18 protein-coding genes are annotated in these 16,570 nt (G+C 74.5%); 10 read left to right on the forward strand and 8 right to left on the reverse strand.

The genetic code is table 11. From position 1 onward, the window contains the following. Window positions 1-117 precede the first annotated feature (117 nt). Complete coding sequence (locus ABT369_RS32920; RefSeq protein WP_350617821.1) at window positions 118-1,230, forward strand: FAD-dependent oxidoreductase; 1,113 nt, start codon at window positions 118-120, stop codon at window positions 1,228-1,230. Between the two features lie 16 nt (window positions 1,231-1,246). Next, window positions 1,247-2,365, forward strand: a complete 1,119-nt coding sequence (locus ABT369_RS32925) for a M48 family metalloprotease (RefSeq protein WP_350617822.1) — start codon at window positions 1,247-1,249, stop codon at window positions 2,363-2,365. 1 nt (window position 2,366) lies between these two features. On the opposite strand, the gene ABT369_RS32930 is transcribed toward ABT369_RS32925, so the two are convergent. Both ABT369_RS32930 and ABT369_RS32935 read right to left on the reverse strand, forming a co-directional pair. Further along, window positions 2,367-3,026, reverse strand: a complete 660-nt coding sequence (locus ABT369_RS32930) for a response regulator (RefSeq protein WP_350617823.1) — start codon at window positions 3,024-3,026, stop codon at window positions 2,367-2,369. Continuing rightward, window positions 3,023-4,171 carry a sensor histidine kinase gene (locus tag ABT369_RS32935; protein WP_350617824.1) on the reverse strand — a complete coding sequence of 383 codons (1,149 nt, stop codon included), beginning with the start codon at window positions 4,169-4,171 and terminating at the stop codon, window positions 3,023-3,025. Before ABT369_RS32935 ends, ABT369_RS32930 begins: the two co-directional genes overlap by 4 nt. 145 nt (window positions 4,172-4,316) lie before the next feature. Here ABT369_RS32935 and ABT369_RS32940 point away from each other — a divergent pair, with 145 nt between their 5' ends. Beyond that, window positions 4,317-4,931, forward strand: a complete 615-nt coding sequence (locus ABT369_RS32940) for a hypothetical protein (protein ID WP_350617825.1) — start codon at window positions 4,317-4,319, stop codon at window positions 4,929-4,931. Here ABT369_RS32940 and ABT369_RS32945 read toward each other — a convergent pair. Continuing rightward, entirely contained in the window at window positions 4,896-5,474 is a 579-nt protein-coding gene (locus ABT369_RS32945) for a TetR/AcrR family transcriptional regulator (RefSeq protein WP_350617826.1), read from the reverse strand. The two genes, ABT369_RS32940 and ABT369_RS32945, sit on opposite strands and share 36 nt — an antisense overlap. A gap of 80 nt (window positions 5,475-5,554) precedes the next feature. Here ABT369_RS32945 and ABT369_RS32950 point away from each other — a divergent pair, with 80 nt between their 5' ends. Then, window positions 5,555-6,571 (forward strand): NAD(P)-dependent alcohol dehydrogenase, encoded by a 1,017-nt coding sequence (locus ABT369_RS32950; protein ID WP_350617827.1) that lies wholly within the window; start codon window positions 5,555-5,557, stop codon window positions 6,569-6,571. 12 nt (window positions 6,572-6,583) lie between these two features. Here ABT369_RS32950 and ABT369_RS32955 read toward each other — a convergent pair whose 3' ends face one another. Next, window positions 6,584-6,949, reverse strand: coding sequence for a DoxX family protein (locus ABT369_RS32955; protein ID WP_350617828.1), 366 nt, complete (start codon window positions 6,947-6,949; stop codon window positions 6,584-6,586). A gap of 107 nt (window positions 6,950-7,056) precedes the next feature. On the opposite strand from ABT369_RS32955, the gene ABT369_RS32960 reads away from it, so the two are divergent. Beyond that, window positions 7,057-7,434, forward strand: coding sequence for a winged helix-turn-helix transcriptional regulator (locus ABT369_RS32960; protein ID WP_350617829.1), 378 nt, complete (start codon window positions 7,057-7,059; stop codon window positions 7,432-7,434). A 24-nt stretch (window positions 7,435-7,458) separates the two neighbouring features. Here the strand turns inward: ABT369_RS32960 and ABT369_RS32965 are convergent, their stop codons facing one another. Beyond that, on the reverse strand, window positions 7,459-7,857 hold the full coding sequence (locus ABT369_RS32965; RefSeq protein WP_350617830.1) for a RidA family protein: 399 nt from the start codon (window positions 7,855-7,857) through the stop codon (window positions 7,459-7,461). Window positions 7,858-7,871: 14 nt separating this feature from the next. Next, window positions 7,872-8,549 (reverse strand): GntR family transcriptional regulator, encoded by a 678-nt coding sequence (locus ABT369_RS32970; RefSeq protein WP_350617831.1) that lies wholly within the window; start codon window positions 8,547-8,549, stop codon window positions 7,872-7,874. A gap of 85 nt (window positions 8,550-8,634) precedes the next feature. On the opposite strand from ABT369_RS32970, the gene ABT369_RS32975 reads away from it, so the two are divergent. Genes ABT369_RS32975 through atzF form a run of 5 tightly spaced genes read left to right on the forward strand, consistent with a single transcriptional unit; the run spans window position 8,635 to window position 14,870 of the window. Next, complete coding sequence (locus ABT369_RS32975; RefSeq protein WP_350617832.1) at window positions 8,635-10,152, forward strand: ABC transporter ATP-binding protein; 1,518 nt, start codon at window positions 8,635-8,637, stop codon at window positions 10,150-10,152. Then, the gene (locus ABT369_RS32980) at window positions 10,149-11,189 is read left to right on the forward strand and encodes an ABC transporter permease subunit (RefSeq protein ID WP_350617833.1); all 1,041 of its coding nucleotides are present in this window, start codon (window positions 10,149-10,151) and stop codon (window positions 11,187-11,189) included. Before ABT369_RS32975 ends, ABT369_RS32980 begins: the two co-directional genes overlap by 4 nt. Further along, window positions 11,186-12,106, forward strand: coding sequence for an ABC transporter permease (locus ABT369_RS32985; RefSeq protein ID WP_350617834.1), 921 nt, complete (start codon window positions 11,186-11,188; stop codon window positions 12,104-12,106). The genes ABT369_RS32980 and ABT369_RS32985 overlap by 4 nt, the downstream gene beginning before the upstream one ends. Beyond that, window positions 12,103-13,236 carry a BMP family ABC transporter substrate-binding protein gene (locus ABT369_RS32990; protein ID WP_350617835.1) on the forward strand — a complete coding sequence of 378 codons (1,134 nt, stop codon included), beginning with the start codon at window positions 12,103-12,105 and terminating at the stop codon, window positions 13,234-13,236. Before ABT369_RS32985 ends, ABT369_RS32990 begins: the two co-directional genes overlap by 4 nt. Further along, a complete protein-coding gene (atzF, locus tag ABT369_RS32995) occupies window positions 13,233-14,870 on the forward strand; it encodes an allophanate hydrolase (RefSeq protein WP_350617836.1) in 1,638 nt (545 codons plus the stop codon). The genes ABT369_RS32990 and atzF overlap by 4 nt, the downstream gene beginning before the upstream one ends. Before the next feature lie 215 nt (window positions 14,871-15,085). Here the strand turns inward: atzF and ABT369_RS33000 are convergent, their stop codons facing one another. Both ABT369_RS33000 and ABT369_RS33005 read right to left on the reverse strand, forming a co-directional pair. After that, the gene (locus ABT369_RS33000) at window positions 15,086-15,994 is read right to left on the reverse strand and encodes an SRPBCC family protein (RefSeq protein WP_350617837.1); all 909 of its coding nucleotides are present in this window, start codon (window positions 15,992-15,994) and stop codon (window positions 15,086-15,088) included. Continuing rightward, the gene (locus tag ABT369_RS33005; RefSeq protein WP_350617838.1) at window positions 15,966-16,544 is read right to left on the reverse strand and encodes an ArsR/SmtB family transcription factor; all 579 of its coding nucleotides are present in this window, start codon (window positions 16,542-16,544) and stop codon (window positions 15,966-15,968) included. The genes ABT369_RS33000 and ABT369_RS33005 overlap by 29 nt, the downstream gene beginning before the upstream one ends. Window positions 16,545-16,570: the final 26 nt, after the last annotated feature.

The raw sequence follows: 16,570 nt of genomic DNA on the forward strand, positions 1-16,570 counted from the left end.
TACTGCATCCCGCACTAATGCAGATTGCCGTAGCGGGTGCGGAATCGCCACTTGACGGCGCTGGAACGGCGTTCCAGACTAGCGTTGGAACGACGTTCCAGCAGGAAGGAGCCTGTGATGGTGACAATCATCGGTGCGGGTCTGGGCGGACTCACGCTCGCCCGCGTGCTGCACGTCCACGGCATCCCGGCGACCGTCTACGAGGCCGAGGCCTCGCCGACCGCCCGCACCCAGGGCGGCATGCTCGACATCCACGAGCACAACGGGCAGGTCGCGCTGCGGGCGGCCGGGCTGATGGAGGAGTTCCGCGGCCTCGTGCTGGAGGGGCGCGAGGCCACGCGCATCCTGAGCCGGGACGGGACCGTCCTGCTCGACCAGCCCGACGACGGCACCGGCGGGCGGCCCGAGGTGCAGCGCGGGGAGCTGCGCCGGACGCTGCTCGACGCGCTCCCGGCCGGCACGGTGCGCTGGGGGCACAAGGTCACCGGCGTGCGGGCCATCGGCGACGGGCGCTACGAGATCGCGTTCGCCGACGGCTCCACCGACGTCGCGAGCCTGCTCGTCGGCGCGGACGGCGCCTGGTCGCGAGTGCGCCCGGTGCTGTCCGGCGGCACACCCGCCTACACCGGCCTTTCCTTCGTCGAGACGTACCTGTTCGACGCCGACGTCCGCCACCCGGCCACCGCGAAGACCGTCGGCGGCGGGTCGATGCTCGCCGTCGAGCCGGGCAAGGGCATCCAGGCGCACCGTGAGACCGGCGCGACCCTGCACACCTACGTGGCGCTGTCCAAGCCGCGGGAGTGGTTCGCCGCCATCGACTTCACCGACTCGGCCGCGGCCGCGGCGCGCATCGCGCGGGAGTTCGAGGGCTGGGCCCCGGAGCTCACCGCGCTGATCACCGACTGCGAGACCCCGCCGGTCCTGCGCCCCATCAACGCGCTGCCGATCGGGCACCGGTGGGACCGGGTGCCCGGGGTGACCCTGCTCGGCGACGCCGCGCACCTGTCGCCGCCGAACGGGGAGGGCGCCAACCTGGCCATGCTCGACGGCGCGGAGCTCGGCGAGGCGATCGCCGCGCACCCGGGCGACCCCGAGGCCGCGCTCGCCGCCTACGAGCGGGACCTGTTCCCGCGGGGCCACGACGAGGGCACCGAGGCCTGGCGCGACTTCGAGCTCATCTTCGGCGACAGCGCGCCCGACGGCGTGCTCTCCCTCTTTCGCGGGGAATAGGGCATGATTCCACGCCGTGACTCCGGATCGCCTGTGGCGTTGGATCGGCCGCTCGTCGCACCGCCTGGCCCTGCGGCACAGCCGTAGCGCGTTCGAGGCGCAGCTCGGCGGCCGCCCGGGCGGCACCGCGGCATCGGCGCTGCTCACCGTCATGAGCCTGGTGCTGTACGCGCTGATCGCCGCGATCCTGGCCCTCGGCCTGTGGCTGAGCGGCCTGTCGTTCCCCGGCTTCGGCCTCGTGCCCGGGGTGGTCCTGATCGCCATGGCGGTGGAGCTGCGGCCGCGGTTCGGGCGGGTGCCGAAGTACGCGACCGAGGTCGCCCCGGCCGCCGCCCCCGAGCTGCACCGGCTGGTCGGTCAGGTGGCGGCGGCGCTGGGCGCCCCGGTGCCCGCCGTCCACGTCGAGGAGGACTGGTTCAACGCGAGCGCCGCCGCGGTCGGGCTGCGCCGCCGGCCCGTGCTGGTGCTCGGCCTGCCGCTGTGGAACGCGCTCTCGGCCCAGCAGCGGGTCGCCCTGCTCGGCCACGAGCTCGGGCACTTCGTCAACGGCGACCCGCGCCGCGGCCTGCTGGTGCAGCCGGCGGTCATCGCGCTGCAGCGGGTCGACGAGTGGCTCGTGCCGGTGCGCATGGGCACGGCCTCGATCGCCACGCGGATCGTGATGGCGCTCGTGACCGGCGTGCTGCGGGCCGCGATCCTGCCGTTCCGCCTCGGCATGGCGCTGCTCGCGGTGCGCGACGGGCAGCGGGCCGAGTACCGGGCCGACCGGCTCGCCGCGACCGTGGCCGGGCGGGTCGCGGCGGCCGAGCTGTTCGACGTGCTGCTGCTGAGCGAGAGCGTCGTGATGCTCATCAAGCGCAACGCGCGCGCCGGGCGGCCCCTCGCGGAGTGGCCGGAGTCGATCGCCAAGCTGCTCGTCGAGGTCGGGCCCAACCTGCCGGACCGGCGGGAGGCGTCGCTGGAGCGGGTCTCGCTGTTCGACTCGCACCCGCCGAACGGCCTGCGGTCGCGGGCCATGGAGGCGCTGGTCGGCGAGTCGGCCGCGGTCGTCGTGTCGTCGGCGCAGAACGAGCGCATCGACGCGGAGCTGGCCGAGTCCAGCGCGCGCTCGGCCCGCACCCTCAAGCTGCTCTGACTCAGCCCCCGGGCCGCACCAGGCCGCACTCGTAGGCGAACACGACGGCCTGCACGCGGTCGCGGAGCCCGAGCTTGGCCAGCATCCGCGTGACGTGCGTCTTCACCGTGGGCTCGCTGAGGTACAGCTGCGCCCCGATCTCGGCGTTGGAGCGCCCCCGCGCGATCAGCCCGAGCACCTCCAGCTCGCGCGGGGTGAGCATCTCCAGCCCGGCGGGCCGTGCGGCGCCCGGCCGCGGCCGCCGGACGTACTCCTCGATCATCCGCCGCGTGATCTCGGGCGCCAGCAGTGCCTCGCCGGCGGCGACGGTCCGCACCGCCCCGGCCAGCTCCCGCGGCGGCGCGCTCTTGAGCAGGAAGCCGCTCGCCCCGGCCCGCAGCGCCTGGTACACGTACTCGTCCTCGTCGAACGTGGTGAGCATGAGCACCCGGGCCCGGCTGCGCCCGCCCGCGAGCAGGCGCCGGGTCGCCTCGATGCCGTCCAGCCGGGGCATGCGGATGTCCATCAGGATCACGTCGGGCGCCAGCGTGAGGGCCAGCGACACCGCCTCGGCCCCGTCGGCCGCCTCGCCGGCCACGTCGATGTCGTCCTGCCCGTCGAGGATCGAGCGGAAGCCGCCCCGCACGAGTGCCTGGTCGTCGGCGAGCAGCACGCGGATCACCGGGGTACCGCCGGCAGCGGCAGCCGAGCGCGGACCGTGAACCCGGCCCCGGGCTCGGACGCCGTCTCCAGCGAGCCGCCGTAGAGCCCGACGCGCTCGCGCATCCCGATCAGCCCGTGCCCGACCCGGGTCTCGGGCGCGGAGCCGGTGCCGCCCGCGCGCCCGGCGTCGTGGACGCGCACCTGCACGCCCTGCTCGTCGTAGCGCAGCAGCACCCGGGCGGTGGTCGGCGCGGCGTGCTTGAGGGCGTTGGTGAGCGCCTCCTGCACGATGCGGTACACGGTCAGCTCCACCCCCGGCGGCAGCGCCCGCGGCTCGCCCTCCACCACGAGCTCGACCGGCAGCCCGATGCCCGCCATGTGCTCGACGAGTGCGGCCAGGTCGGCGGTGCCGGGCTGCGGCGCGAGCGCGAGGCGGGCCCGTTCGCCGCGCAGCAGCCCGAGCATCCGCCCGAGCTCGGCGACCGCCTCCTGCCCGGTCTCCTGCACCGACCGCAGCGGCGCCCGCGCGCGGGGCGGGTCGCGGTCGAGCAGGTCCTCGGCCGCGCCCGCCTGCACCACCATCACGCTCACGCAGTGGGCCACGATGTCGTGCAGCTCGCGGGCGATGCGGGCGCGCTCGTCGGCCACCGCGGCCGCGATCGCCGTGTCCCGCTCGGCCTCGAGCCGCAGCGCGCGGGCGCGGTCGTCGGAGTGGCTGCGCGCCCGGGCCCGCAGGACCCGCCCGGCGACCAGGCAGGCGGCCAGCGGGACCGCCACGAACGGAACGTTCCCCGCCGTCCCCGACTCCGGGTTGCGCACGAACACGACCACCAGCCCGGCGACGATCGCGCCGCCGCCGGCGAGGGCCCGGACCCGGTCGGCGTGCCGGGCGACCGAGTAGACCGCGATCAGGATCGGCAGGAAGTCGCCCCAGATCGTGACGGTCAGCGGTGCCGCGAGCATCGGGCCGCCGACCGCGACCGCGACGGTGACCGCGGTGCCCAGGGGCGCGATCCGCCGCAGCGCGAGCACCGCGGTGGCCACCAGGGTCACGGCGACGACGACCGGCCGCGGGCCGTACGGCGTCGAGTTGTCGAGCCCGAGCGCGAGGTCGATCTGGGCGAACGCCGTGACCACGAGCGCGAACAGCGCATCGAACAGCACACCGGCACCGTAACGGCGGCGGCGGCCCGCACACGTCATCCGGAGGTCGCAATTCCCGGCCGGGCTTCGCGACCCGGGGACGACGACGCGGGCGGCCGCCGGGCCCGACGCTGTGGACCGACCCGAAATCCCGCTGGAGGACACCATGACCCTGAACCTGAGGCGCCTCGCCGGCTGGGCGCTCATCGCCGGCCCGATCGTCGCGTTGCTCGGCTACCTGGCCGCCAACCTGCTCGCGCCGGGCACTGGCGAGGAGGTGTACCGCTACCACCTCTGGCCCCTGTTCGAGGGCATCGCGCTCGCCGGCGACGTCGTGGTCGCGCTCGGCCTGCCGGTGCTGCTCACCTTCGCCGGCCGGGCGCCGCGGCTGCACCTCGCCGGCTACGTCGGCATCTTCGCGGCCCTGGTCATGCTCAACCTGGGGGAGGGCACGACGGAGGCGTTCGTGAAGCCGTACCTCGTCGCGCACGGCGGCCTGCCCGCGCAGGAGCCGGCCGGGTTCGCCGCGTTCGAGGGCGTCGCGTTGCTGGCCCTCGTGGCCGGCTCGCTCTGCCTCGGCATCGCGATCCTGCGCGCCCGCGTCCTGCCCTGGTGGATCGGCGTGGCGGTGATCGTCTCGTGCGTGATCGGCGCGCTGGGCCTGCCCGGCGCCTGGTTCCTGCTGCCCGACGGGCTCTTCTTCGCCGCCCTGTTCGCGATTGGGCTCATCGCCGTGCGTCGCGGCTCACGGGGCGATGGCGCGGCGGACGCTGTCGTGTAGGAGGGCGCGGCGGCGGTCGTGGTCCTCGGCCGGGTCCGCGGCGGCCGCGGTGAACACGCCGCTGGCCGGGGACCAGGCGCACGACAGCGCGATGACCATGACCAGCAGGTCGAACGGGTCGCCGGGGCGGATCATCCCGGCGGCCTGGGCGGCGGCCACGGCGTCGACCTTGCGGCGGTGGTCGGCGTCGCTCAGCAGCGGGCCGGTGGGGCGGCGCTCGAGGCGGATCCAGGTGACGAGCCGCACGAGGCCGGGGTGCTCGAGGTACTCGTCGTACATCCGCACGGCCCAGCCCGGCAGGTCCTCGGCGTCGAACGGGACCGCATCGGTGATCCGGTCGACCGAGTCCGCGACGACCGCGTCGAAGAGGCCGTCCTTGCCGCCGAAGTAGGCGTAGAGCTGCGCCTTGTTCGTGCGCGCGGCCTGGATGATCCGGTCGACGCGAGCGCCCGCGATGCCGCGCTCGGCGAACTCCTCGGCCGCCGCGTCCAGGATGCGGCGGCTCGTCGCGGTCCCGCGCGCGGTCGAGGGCAGCTCCGGCATGCGGCCCAGCCTAGCAAACAGACTGGTTGGTCTGTTACGGTCGAGACAGACCGAACAGTCTGTTTGTTTAGGGAGCATCCATGCGTACGACCACGGCCTGGCAGAGCACCAACGGCTCCACGGCGCTGAAGCGGGTGCCGATCGAGCGGCGCGACCTGCGGCCCGACGACATCGCCGTGCGCGTCGACTTCTGCGGCGTCTGCCACAGCGACCTGCACGCCATCCACCGCGGCGGCGCGCCCCTGGTGCCGGGGCACGAGTTCACCGGTACCGTCGCCGAAACCGGCGCCGCGGTGACCCGCTTCGCGGCCGGGGACCGGGTCGCGGTCGGCACGATCGTCGACTCCTGCGGGGGGTGCCCGATGTGCCGTGCCGGCCAGGAGAACTACTGCCACGAGTTCCCGGCGCTCACCTACGGCGGGAAGGCGGGGGCGTTCGGCGGCTACAGCCGCGAGTACGTCCTGCGCGAGACCTTCGCCTACCCGCTGCCCGCCGGCCTCGACCCGGCCGCTGCCGCGCCGCTCATGTGCGCCGGGATCACGGTGTGGGAGCCGCTGCGCGCGGCCGGCGTCGGGCCCGGCACCCGCGTCGCCGTCGCCGGGCTCGGCGGGCTCGGGCACCTCGCGGTCAAGCTCGCCGCCGCCCTCGGCGCCGAGGTCACCGTGCTCAGCCGCACCCCGGGCAAGGCCGCCGACGCCCGCGCCCTCGGCGCCGGGGACCTGCTGCTCACCACCGACGAGGAGGGGATGCGCGGCGCCCGCGACCGGTTCGACCTGGTGCTGGACACCATCTCCGCGCCGCACGAGCTGTCCCCGCTGCTGCGGCTCGTGGCGCTGGACGGGACGCTGAGCCTGCTGGGGTACCTCGCGCAGGTCCCCGTCAACGCGATGGACCTGCTGATGGGGCGCAAGAAGTTGTCCTCGTCCGGCACCGGCGGCACCAAGGGCACGGCCGAGCTGCTCGAGTTCTGCGCCGGCCGCGGGATCACGGCCGACATCGAGCTGCTCCCGTCCGGCCGCGTCGCGGAGGCGCTCACGCGGCTGGAGCGGGGCGACGTGCGGTACCGCTTCGTCCTCGACCTGTCCGACCTGGACTGAGGCTACTGGGGACTACAGCCAGACCGTTCCGAGCCAGACGGCCACGCCCGCGGCGACCAGCAGCCCGATGTTGAGCCCGATCAGGCGGGCCTCGCCGCGGGACACGTGCGTCACGATGCCGCCGACCTGGATCAGCACCAGCCCGGCCGCCGCGGCGATCGCGAGCCCCGGCGCGATCCCGGTCAGCGGCGGCAGGACCAGCCCGAGCGCGCCGGCGATCTCCAGCGCGCCGATGGTGCGCACCAGCGGCATCGGCATGGTGTCGACCCAGCCCATCATCGGCTGGAGTCGCTCCTTGCTCTGGACGGTCTTCTTGCCGCCGGCGTAGAGGTAGAACAGTGCGAGCAGTCCGGCGACGATCCAGTACGCGAGCTCCATGACGGCCTCCACCAGGATGGTTCCTGTTCGTAAGGAGCCCCATGATGCGTCACTATCGGAGGGCGTACAAAAGGCACACGCGTGTGCGTGAGGCACAAGGAGCTGTCGTGGACGAGTACTTCCACCCGTGCATGATCCGCGGCGACGGCGGCCGCGCGATCCGCGCCATCCTGGACCACATCTGCAACAAGTGGACGCTGCTCGTGGTGGCGACCCTCGACCAGAGCACGCTGCGCTTCACCGACCTGCACCAGCAGATCCCGGGCATCTCCCAGCGCATGCTCACGCTGACCCTGCGCCACCTGGAGCGCGACGGGCTGGTCACGCGCGTGGTGCACGCGGAGGTGCCGCCGCGGGTGGAGTACACCCTGACCGCCATGGGCCGCAGCCTGCTGCCGCCGGCCCTCGCGCTCGCGGGCTGGGCGATGGAGCACGTCCCGCACATCGAGGCCAGCCGGGCCGCCTACGAGGACCGGACCGGCTGATCGACTGACTGACCGGGCCCGCCTCTACCCCAGCGCGGCGGTGAGGTCGACCTCGACCAGCTGCCCGCGGTAGCCGAGGGCGGCCACGCCCAGCAGCGTGCTCGCCGACGTGAAGGCCGGGCCCAGCGGCGAGCCGGTGAGCCGCCGCCACACCGCCGCCAGGACCTCGCTGTCGCCGCTGACCACGTAGATGACGGAGCGCACCACGTCGGCGGGCGCGGCGCCGGCCGCGGCGAGCACCGTGAGGCAGTTCGCGATCACCTGGTCGGTCTGGGCGTCGACGTCGCCGGGGGCGCCGACCACCTCGCCGGCGAGGTCGAGCGGGCACTGCCCGGCGAGGTGCGCGAGCCGGCCCGCCTCGGAGATCGTGATGTGGCTGTAGCCGGCCGTGGCGTGCACGCCGGGTGGGTTCGACCGCCGCATGCGCCGAGTATGTGTCACGCCTCGTCGCGCAGTGTTTTCAGGGTCTTCAGGACGTCGTCGCCGGTGCTGCGCACGTGCGCGCGGGCGATCCGCGCGGCCTCGGCCGCGTCGCGGCGGCGGATCGCGTCGACCAGGGCGGTGTGCTCGCGCAGTGACGAGACCGCCCGGTGCGGGGCGACCGTCGAGAAGTAGAAGCGGGCGCGCAGGCTCAGCACCCGCACGAACCCGCTCATCAGCTCGTTCTGCGAGCACTCGGCGACCAGCACGTGGAAGCGCGCGTTGATGCGGGCGAGCTCGACGGGATCGCCGGTCGCGGCCTGCTCGGCCAGCATCGCGTCCAGCGCGGCGAGCTGGGCCGGGCCGCGGCGCTCGGCGGCCAGCGCGGCGGACTGCGACTCCAGCAGCTGCCGCGTCTCGAACAGGTCGGCCAGCTCGTGCTCGCTGCGCTCGCGCACGAACGCGCCCGCGTGCGGGCGCTGCTCGATCCAGCCGTCGGCGGCCAGGGAGCGCAGGGCCTCGCGGACCGGGATGTGGCTCACGCCGAGCTGCTTGGCGAGGCTGTCGGCGTTGAGGTGCGCGCCGGGCGGCAGCACCGACTCCAGGATCGCCTCCTGCAGCACCTGCCGGACCCGGTCGCCGGTGTGGCCGGTGCGCCGGCCGTCGGGCAGCGGCGGCAGACCTTCGATCGTCACGGCGCAATCCTATACGAGCTGGATCAACGAAACCCGTTACGACCGATTCACGTGTGTGAAACAACCGGGCGATCCTATAGGAACCGTGTACGGGACAACCCAAGTGGACGCCGCGCCGGCGCTGCTCTCGGTGCGGGGCCTGACCTGCCGCTTCGGCGAGGTGCTGGCCAACGACGCGGTCGACTTCGACGTCGCCGCCGGTGAGGTGCACGCGGTGCTCGGGGAGAACGGCGCCGGCAAGAGCACCCTCATGAAGCTCATCTACGGCGTGTACCGGCCGCACGCGGGCGCGCTCTTCATCGACGGCGCCCCGGCCCGCATCGACTCCCCGGCCGCGGCGCGCACCGCCGGCATCGGCATGGTGTTCCAGGACCTGCGGCTCGTCCCGGCGTTCACGGTCGCCGACAACATCGCCCTCGCCCTGCCCCTGCGCGGGATCCGGCTCAACCGGCGCCGCCTGGCCCGCCGCATCGAGGAGGCGGCCGAGCGGTACGGCCTGCCGGTGCGCCCCGACCGGCTCGTGCGCGACCTGTCGATCGGGGAGCGCCAGCGCGTCGAGATCCTCAAGGCGCTCATGACCGGCGCCCGCCTGCTCATCCTGGACGAGCCGACCAGCGTCCTGGCCCCGCAGGAGGTCGACGCGCTCTTCGCGGCCGTCGGCGCGCTGCGGGCGGGCGGGCTGTCGATCGTCATCATCACCCACAAGCTCGGCGAGGCCCGGGCCGTCGCCGACCGGGTCACCGTGCTGCGCGGCGGGAAGGTGGTGCTGCGCAACGCCGACCCGGCCGCGCACACCGACGCCGACCTGGTCGAGGCGATGGTCGGGCGATCGGTACCGCCCCTGCGTGAGCACCGCCCGCCCCCGCCCGGCGACGCCGAACCCGTCGTGGTCCTCGAGGGCGTGAGCGCGGGCGCGCTGCGCGAGGTCGGCCTCACCGTCGCCGCGGGCGAGCTCGTCGGCGTGGCCGGGGTCGCCGGCAGCGGCCAGCGCGAGCTGTGCGAGGTGATCCTCGGTCAGCGCCCGGCGGCGGCCGGCACCGTCCGGCTCGGCGGGCGCGACCTGCGCCGCGGCGACCCGCGCGAGGCCATCGCCGCGGGCGCGGTCGGCGTGCCGGAGGACCCGATCGCCGACGCGGTCGTGCCCGGCCTCAGCATCGACGAGCACCTGGCCCTGGCCGACCTGCGGGCGGTGCGGCGGCGGCTGGGCATCGACTGGAAGCGGGTCCGGGCCGAGTCCGCCGAGCGGGACCGCGACGCCGGGCTGCGCATGGCCCCGGGCCACCGCGTGATGGCCGAGCTCTCCGGCGGCAACATCCAGCGGGTCGTGCTCACCCGCGCCCTGGCCCGGCCCGCGGCCGTGGTCGTGGCCGCCTACCCCAGCCGGGGCCTCGACGTCGCCACCACCCGCCGCACCCAGGAGCTGCTGCTCGAACAGCGGGACCGGGGGGCCGCGGTGCTGGTCGTGTCCGAGGACCTCGACGAGCTGATGGCCATCGCCGACCGCATCGCCGTGCTGCACGACGGGCGGCTGGCGGGCGTCGTGCGGCCGGCCGGGACCGACCGGCAGGCGATCGGCGCGCTCATGGTGGGCGGCCCGGCATGAAGTGGCCCGTAATGCAGTCGCCCGTATTGCAGTGGCCCGGCATGAAGTGGCTCGTCGCCGTCGTGGCCGCACCCGTCATCTTCGGCGCGTTCGTCGCGGCTCGCGGCGTCGAGCCCTTGTCGATGTACCGCGACATGCTCACCTCCCTCGTGGACCCCGCGCAGGCCGAGACCGTGCTGGTGCGCTTCGCCGTGCTGCTGCTCGCGGGCCTCGCGGTCGCGGTGCCGGCCCGGGCCGGGCTGCTCAACGTCGGCGGCGAGGGCCAGATCGTGGCCGGGGCCGTCGGCGCCGCCGGGATCGGGCTGCTCACCGACCGGCACCTGCCCGGCGGGGCCGTCCTCGCGCTCATGGTCCCCGCGGCGATGCTGGCCGGCGCCGCCTGGGCGGGGCTGGCCGCCCTGCTGCGCATCGGCGTGCAGGTCAACGAGGCGATCAGCACCCTGCTGCTCAACTTCCTCGCCGTCGACCTCATGCTCGGCCTGATCTACGCGCCGTGGAAGGACGCCTCCGGCTTCGGCCAGCCGTCGTCGCGCCCGCTGCCCGGCACCGCCCGGCTCCCGCTGCTGGCGAACACGACCGTCAACGCCGGCATCGTGCTCGCGCTCGCCGCGCTGGCCGCGGTCTGGTGGGCGCTCAACCGCACGGCGTGGGGCTTCCGGCTGCGGGTCGTCGGCGGCAACCCGGAGGCGGCGCGTCGGGCTGGGCTGCGCGTCGGGCCGCTGCTGCTCGGCGCGATGCTCGCCGGCGGGGCCCTCGCCGGGCTGGCCGGCCTGCTGCACTTCGCCGGCACCGAGTTCAAGCTGCGGCCCGGCATGACCACGGGCTTCGGCTACGTCGGCTTCCTCGCCTCCTGGCTGGCCCTGCACCGGCCGCTGCGGGTGGCCGCCGCGGCGCTGCTGCTGGCCGCGATCGCGATGGCGGGCGACAGCCTCCAGATCGACGCGGGCCTCCCGGCCGCCTCGGTGAACGTGTTGATGGCCGTGGTGCTCCTGGTCGCCCTCGGCACCAGGTGGAAGGCGAAGGAGACCGCAGCATGAGCCTCGTCATCGACGTCGCCACCGGGGCCGTCCGGGGCGGCACCTCCATCCTCTTCGTGGCGCTCGGCGAGACCATCGCCGAGCGGGCCGGGGTCGTCAACCTCGGCGCCGAGGGCAGCATGCTCACCGGCGCCCTAGCCGCCTACGCGGTCACCGCCGAGACCGGCGACCCGCTGCTCGGCGCCGCGGCCGGGGCGGCCGCCGGGGCCCTGCTCGCCCTCGTGCACGCCGTGCTCGTGCTGTCCCGCGGCGCCAACCAGCTCGCCAACGGCCTCGTGGTGCTCTTCCTCGGGCTCGGGCTCACGTCGCTGTTCGGCGCGGCGTACGTCGGCCGCTCCATCACCACCTTCGAGCCCTACGCCGTGCCGCTGCTGTCGGACATCCCGGTGCTCGGCCCGGTGCTCTTCGACCACGACCCGCTCACCTACGCCTCCTACCTCGTCGCGCCGGCGATGTGGTGGCTGCTGTACCGCAGCCGCTGGGGCCTGGCTCTGCGCGCCGCCGGGGAGCGGCCCGAGGTGCTGCGGACCTACGGCCGCTCGCCCCTGCTCGTGCGCTACCTCGCGGTCGTGGCGGGCGGCCTGCTCGCCGGGATCGGCGGCGCCCAGCTGTCCACCGCCTACGCCAACGCCTGGTTCGAGAACATGACGGCCGGGCGCGGGTTCATCGCGGTCTCGCTGGTCATCTTCGCCGCCTGGCACCCGCTGCGGGCGGTGGCCGGCGCCTACCTCTTCGGCGCCGCCCTCGCACTCTCCCCGGCGCTGCAGGCCCGCGGCATCGGCCTCAACCAGTTCGTCCTCGACGCGCTGCCCTACCTGGTCACCCTGATCGCGCTGGTCGTGCTCGGCCGGCGCCGCGGCAACACCGCACCCGAGTCCCTCGCGAAGGTCTTCGACATGACGGGAAGGTCCACATGAGACGGTTACTGATCCCGGCGGCCGCGCTGGCGCTGCTGGCCGCGTGCTCCACGAACACCGGCGCCACCCCGGCCGCGGCGGAGGGCTCCGCGCCCGGCGCCGGCAGCACCAAGATCGGCTTCATCTTCGTCGGGCCGAAGGACGACTACGGCTACAACCAGGCCGCCTACCAGGGCAGCCAGGCGGTGGCCAAGGCCTACCCGGGCCTCGAGGTGCTCACCGCCGAGAACGTGCCCGAGGACGACAACGCCACCCGCATCATGGAGGGCATGATCCGCAAGGGTGCGAAGATCATTTTCGCGACGTCGTACGGCCACAAGGACCCGGCCCTGAAGGTCGCCGCGGCCCACCCGGACGTCGTGGTGGTGCAGCAGGGCAACATCGTCGACGGCACCATGCCCGCGAACTTCGGCACCTACTTCGGCACCGTCTACGAGCCGGTGTACCTCGCCGGGATCGTGGCCGGGAAGACCACGAAGACCGGCAAGCTCGGCTACGTGTACGCCTTCCCGATCTCGCAGACCCTCGACAACATCAACGCCTTCGAGCTCGGCGCGAAGTCGGTGAACCCGCAGGCCAAGACCTACGTCGTGAACACCTCGAACTGGTGCGACCCGGCCAAGCAGGCCGAGGCGGCCAAGAGCCTGCTGGCCCAGGGCGTCGACGTGATCAGCCAGCACCAGGACTGCACCGCGACCGTCATCCGCGCGACCGAGGCCGCGGGCGCGTACTCCGTCGGCTACCACGCCGACGCCAGCGCCCTGGCCCCGAAGGGCTGGCTCACCGGCTCGCAGTGGAACTGGGACCCGCTGTACGTGAAGATCGTCAAGACCGCGCTCGACGGCCGGTTCAGCGGCAGCGAGTTCAACGCGAACTATCGCGTCGGCTACAAGACCGGCGACAACCCGTTCGTGCAGTCGCCCTACGGACCCGCCGTCGGCGCCGAGACCAAGGCGCTCGTCGACGCGGCCAAGGCGAGGATCGGCAAGGACGGCTCGCCCTTCCTCGGCCCCGTCGCCGACCAGTCCGGCCAGGTGCGCATCGCCGCAGGCACCGTCCCCGACTACAAGACGATCGAGGCCATCGACTACTTCGTCGACGGCGTCGTCGGCAAGATCCCGGCGTCATGATCTGGATCAGCCGCCTGGACCCCGGCGAGGTCCGCGACCGGCAGCGGCTCGCCCCGAGCGGGCCGCTGCACGGGCTGACCTTCGCCGTCAAGGACAACATCGACGTCGAGGGCCTGCCCACGACCGCGGCCTGCCCGGCCCTGGCCGAGCACCCCGCGAAGCAGTCGGCCTCGGCGGTGCGCCGGCTCGAGCAGGCGGGCGCGGTACCGGTGGGCAAGACCAACATGGACCAGTTCGCCACCGGGCTCGTGGGGACCCGCAGCCCGTACGGCGCCTGCCACAGCGTGTTCAGCGCCGAGCACGTCAGCGGCGGCAGCAGCTCCGGCAGCGCGGTCGCGGTCGCGAGCGGCCTGGTGCCCCTCGCGCTCGGCACCGACACCGCCGGCTCGGGCCGCGTCCCGGCCGCGTTCAACGGCATCGTCGGGCTCAAGCCGACCCGCGGCCTGATCTCCACCGCCGGCGTGCTGCCCGCCTGCCGCTCCCTCGACTGCGTCACCACCTTCACCCGCACGGTCGCCGAGGCCCGGGCCGCGCTCGCCGTGCTCGCGGCGCCCGACCCCGCCGACCCGTGGTCGCGCCCGGCCCCGCCCCGGCTCCCGGCCCACGTCGCGGCCCGCCCGCGCCTCATCGGCGTGCCCGCCGGCCCGCTCGACCTCGACCCCGAGCACGAGACCGCCTGGCGCGCGGCCCTCGGGCACGCGGCCACGCTCGGGCGGCTCGTGCCCGTCGCGATCGAGGACTTCCTCGCCGCGGCGACGCTGCTGTACGGCGGGCCATGGCTGGCCGAGCGCTGGAACGGCTTCGGCGCGCTGCTGGAGGCGGCCGGGGAGCACGCCGACCCGACCGTCCGCGCCGTGGTGACCCCGGGGCGGGACGTCACCGGCGCCGAGGTCTTCGCGGGCCTGGACCGGCTCGCCGCGTTCCGGCAGGCGACCGAGCCCACCTGGCTCGACGTCGACGCGCTCCTGCTGCCCACGACGCCGGGCCACCCGCGGCGGGCCGACGTGGCCGCCGAGCCGGTCGCGGTGAATGCGCGCCTCGGGACGTACACCAACTTCGTCAACCTGCTCGACCTGTGCGCCGTCGCCGTGCCGGGCCCGCCCCGCGCGGACGGGCTGCCGTTCGGCGTGCAGCTCATCGGCCCCGCCTTCGCCGACCGCCCGCTGCTGGACCTGGCGGCCCGCTGGACCGGCGAAGCGGAGCCGTCGCCCGCCCCGCCGCCGGGCACCACCCTGGTCGCGGTCGCCGGCGCGCACATGTCCGGCCTGCCGCTCAACGGGCAGCTCGCGGGGCTCGGCGCGACCCTCGAGCACCGCGCCCGCACCGGTCCCGGCTACCGCCTGTTCAAGCTGCCCGGCCCCGGCGTCGCGCGCCCCGGCCTCGTGCACACCGGCGACGGCCCGGCCGCCGGGATCGCGGTCGAGGTGTGGCGGCTGCCGCACCAGGCCGTCGGCGCGCTTCTCGACACCGTCCCGGCCCCGCTCGGCCTGGGCCGGGTCCGCCTCGACGACGGCGCCGAGGTGCTCGGCTTCCTGGCCGAGTCCCACGGGGTGCGCGACGCGACGGACGTGAGCGCCTCCGGCGGCTGGCGCCGGGCGTCCCTGGGGGAGCCGGCCGACGAGACCCGGTGGTGATCCGGGCCCGGGAGACGCCCCGCGGTCCCGCGCCCCGCAAGGGCGTATCAAACGCGCTCCTCGGCGATCCGTGAGTCCGGAGACGTCATCGGGGAGGTGTCGGCTCCGCCCTCGTCGCCGGGTGCGGCGCGGTGCTGCTGCTCGACGCGCGCTCGCGGGCCGGCGGTGCTGTCGCTGCTCCGCCGGGCCCGCACCAAGCCCGGCCGAACGACGGGCTAGACCTGATCGTCGGCCATCATGCCGGCGGGGAGGCCGGCGACCTCGAGCCCGCGCCAGATCGAGCGCGCGCCCGGCCGCTCAAGGTGGCGCCGCAGCCCGGCGAGGCCGCTGAGCCAGCCGGCCCAGCCCGGGTAGGGCGGGTTGGTGGTGTCGAAGCCGCTGTGCGTCACGGTGAGCCGGGTCTTGCCCTCGGAGCCCTCCAGCTCCCAGGTCTCCGTCATCCCGTCGGCCCACCGCAGGACCGCCCCGCGGCCCGGCTCGAACTCGAGGAACCGGGCCCCGGCCTGGTCCAGCTCGAACCCGCCCATCGCGAACCGGCCGCCGACGTAGGGCTCGACGTCGACGTGGGCGCCGACCCACTGCCGAATCTGCTCCGGCTGGGTCATCGAGTCGAACACCGCGTCCGGTGCCGCGTCGATCACGACCGAGGCGTGCAGCTCGGCGGAGGTGAAGTCGCACCTGGGGGTCAGGTCGCGGCCGTCGAGGTAGTCGGCCAGGTTGGCGATGGCGAGGGTCCAGAAGGTCTGGATCGCGCCGCGGGCGCCGGCGGTGTCGGAGATGACCTCCTGGAAGCTCGGCAGGTCGGTCTGGCTCAGCGTGACCAGGGTGCCGTCCTCGTCCTCGGCGAGGTCGAACTGGGCGGTGGTCTCGACACCGCCGACGGTCCACGCGAAGCGGATGGTGTGCTCGTCGGCGTGCAGCAGCCGCTGGTGCGGCTCGGCGCCGTCGGGGGTGGTGGGGCCCCAGAACTGGTAGGTGCCGCCGGGCAGGTCGACGTGGGCGTGTTCGGTCAGCCAGACGCGCAGGGCGGCGGGGTCGGTGAGGGCTTCGTGGACGGTTTTGAGCGGCGCCGGGAGAGCGGCCCGGATGCGAAGGTCAGGCTGGGTCATCTGAGGTTCGGTCATCGGGTGCCTCTTTCGGGTAACAGGCGACGGCGAGGCGAAACGCGTCGCCGGTGGCGCCGCCGTGGCGGGTGAAGAGCTCCTGCAGGGTGCGCTGGAGGTCGTCGAGGAAGGCCTGGCGCTGGTCGGGAGCGACGCGGATGTCGCCGGAGATGGCGATGGAGGGCAGGTCGGGCCGGGTCAGGTCGAGCGCGGCGACGTCGGCCTGGACGTCTTCCATCAGGTCGACGAGGTAGCCGAGGCTGAGCTGGTCGCGGGTCTGGCGCAGCCCGATCCGGCCGACCAGGGCCGGGGACAGCCAGTAGGACCGGCCGGCGGCCTGGTAGATGCCCTCGTGGATGCCGCGGACCCGCCGTTCGGCGACCTGCCCGACGAGGCCGGCCTCCAGCAGGCGTTTGACGTGGTAGTAGACCCGCTGCGGGGTCTGGTCGAGCTCGGCCGCCACCTCGGTGCACGACCGGGGCTCGGCGAGCTGCCGCAGCACGTCGATCCGCTGCGGCTTGAGCAGGGCCTCGGCCTGCTCGATGTGCTCGAGGTACACGACGTTTCTCATGGCGAAAACCAGTCTTTACATAAAAG

The organism is Dactylosporangium sp. NPDC000244 (assembly GCF_040300725.1).
In the GTDB taxonomy this organism is placed as follows: Bacteria; Actinomycetota; Actinomycetes; order Mycobacteriales; family Micromonosporaceae; genus Dactylosporangium.

Excerpts from the sequence above, each read along its gene's own strand:
- ABT369_RS32950 (WP_350617827.1), top strand. The coding sequence starts at position 5,555 with ATGCGTACGACCACGGCCTGGCAGAGCACCAACGGCTCCACGGCGCTG.
- ABT369_RS32945 (WP_350617826.1), bottom strand. The coding sequence starts at position 5,474 with ATGCCGGAGCTGCCCTCGACCGCGCGCGGGACCGCGACGAGCCGCCGC.
- ABT369_RS32955 (WP_350617828.1), bottom strand. The coding sequence starts at position 6,949 with ATGGAGCTCGCGTACTGGATCGTCGCCGGACTGCTCGCACTGTTCTAC.
- ABT369_RS33005 (WP_350617838.1), bottom strand. The coding sequence starts at position 16,544 with ATGAGAAACGTCGTGTACCTCGAGCACATCGAGCAGGCCGAGGCCCTG.
- ABT369_RS32940 (WP_350617825.1), top strand. The coding sequence starts at position 4,317 with ATGACCCTGAACCTGAGGCGCCTCGCCGGCTGGGCGCTCATCGCCGGC.
- ABT369_RS32980 (WP_350617833.1), top strand. The coding sequence starts at position 10,149 with ATGAAGTGGCCCGTAATGCAGTCGCCCGTATTGCAGTGGCCCGGCATG.
- ABT369_RS32920 (WP_350617821.1), top strand. The coding sequence starts at position 118 with ATGGTGACAATCATCGGTGCGGGTCTGGGCGGACTCACGCTCGCCCGC.
- ABT369_RS32985 (WP_350617834.1), top strand. The coding sequence starts at position 11,186 with ATGAGCCTCGTCATCGACGTCGCCACCGGGGCCGTCCGGGGCGGCACC.
- atzF (WP_350617836.1), top strand. The coding sequence starts at position 13,233 with ATGATCTGGATCAGCCGCCTGGACCCCGGCGAGGTCCGCGACCGGCAG.
- ABT369_RS32990 (WP_350617835.1), top strand. The coding sequence starts at position 12,103 with ATGAGACGGTTACTGATCCCGGCGGCCGCGCTGGCGCTGCTGGCCGCG.
- ABT369_RS32965 (WP_350617830.1), bottom strand. The coding sequence starts at position 7,857 with ATGCGGCGGTCGAACCCACCCGGCGTGCACGCCACGGCCGGCTACAGC.
- ABT369_RS33000 (WP_350617837.1), bottom strand. The coding sequence starts at position 15,994 with ATGACCGAACCTCAGATGACCCAGCCTGACCTTCGCATCCGGGCCGCT.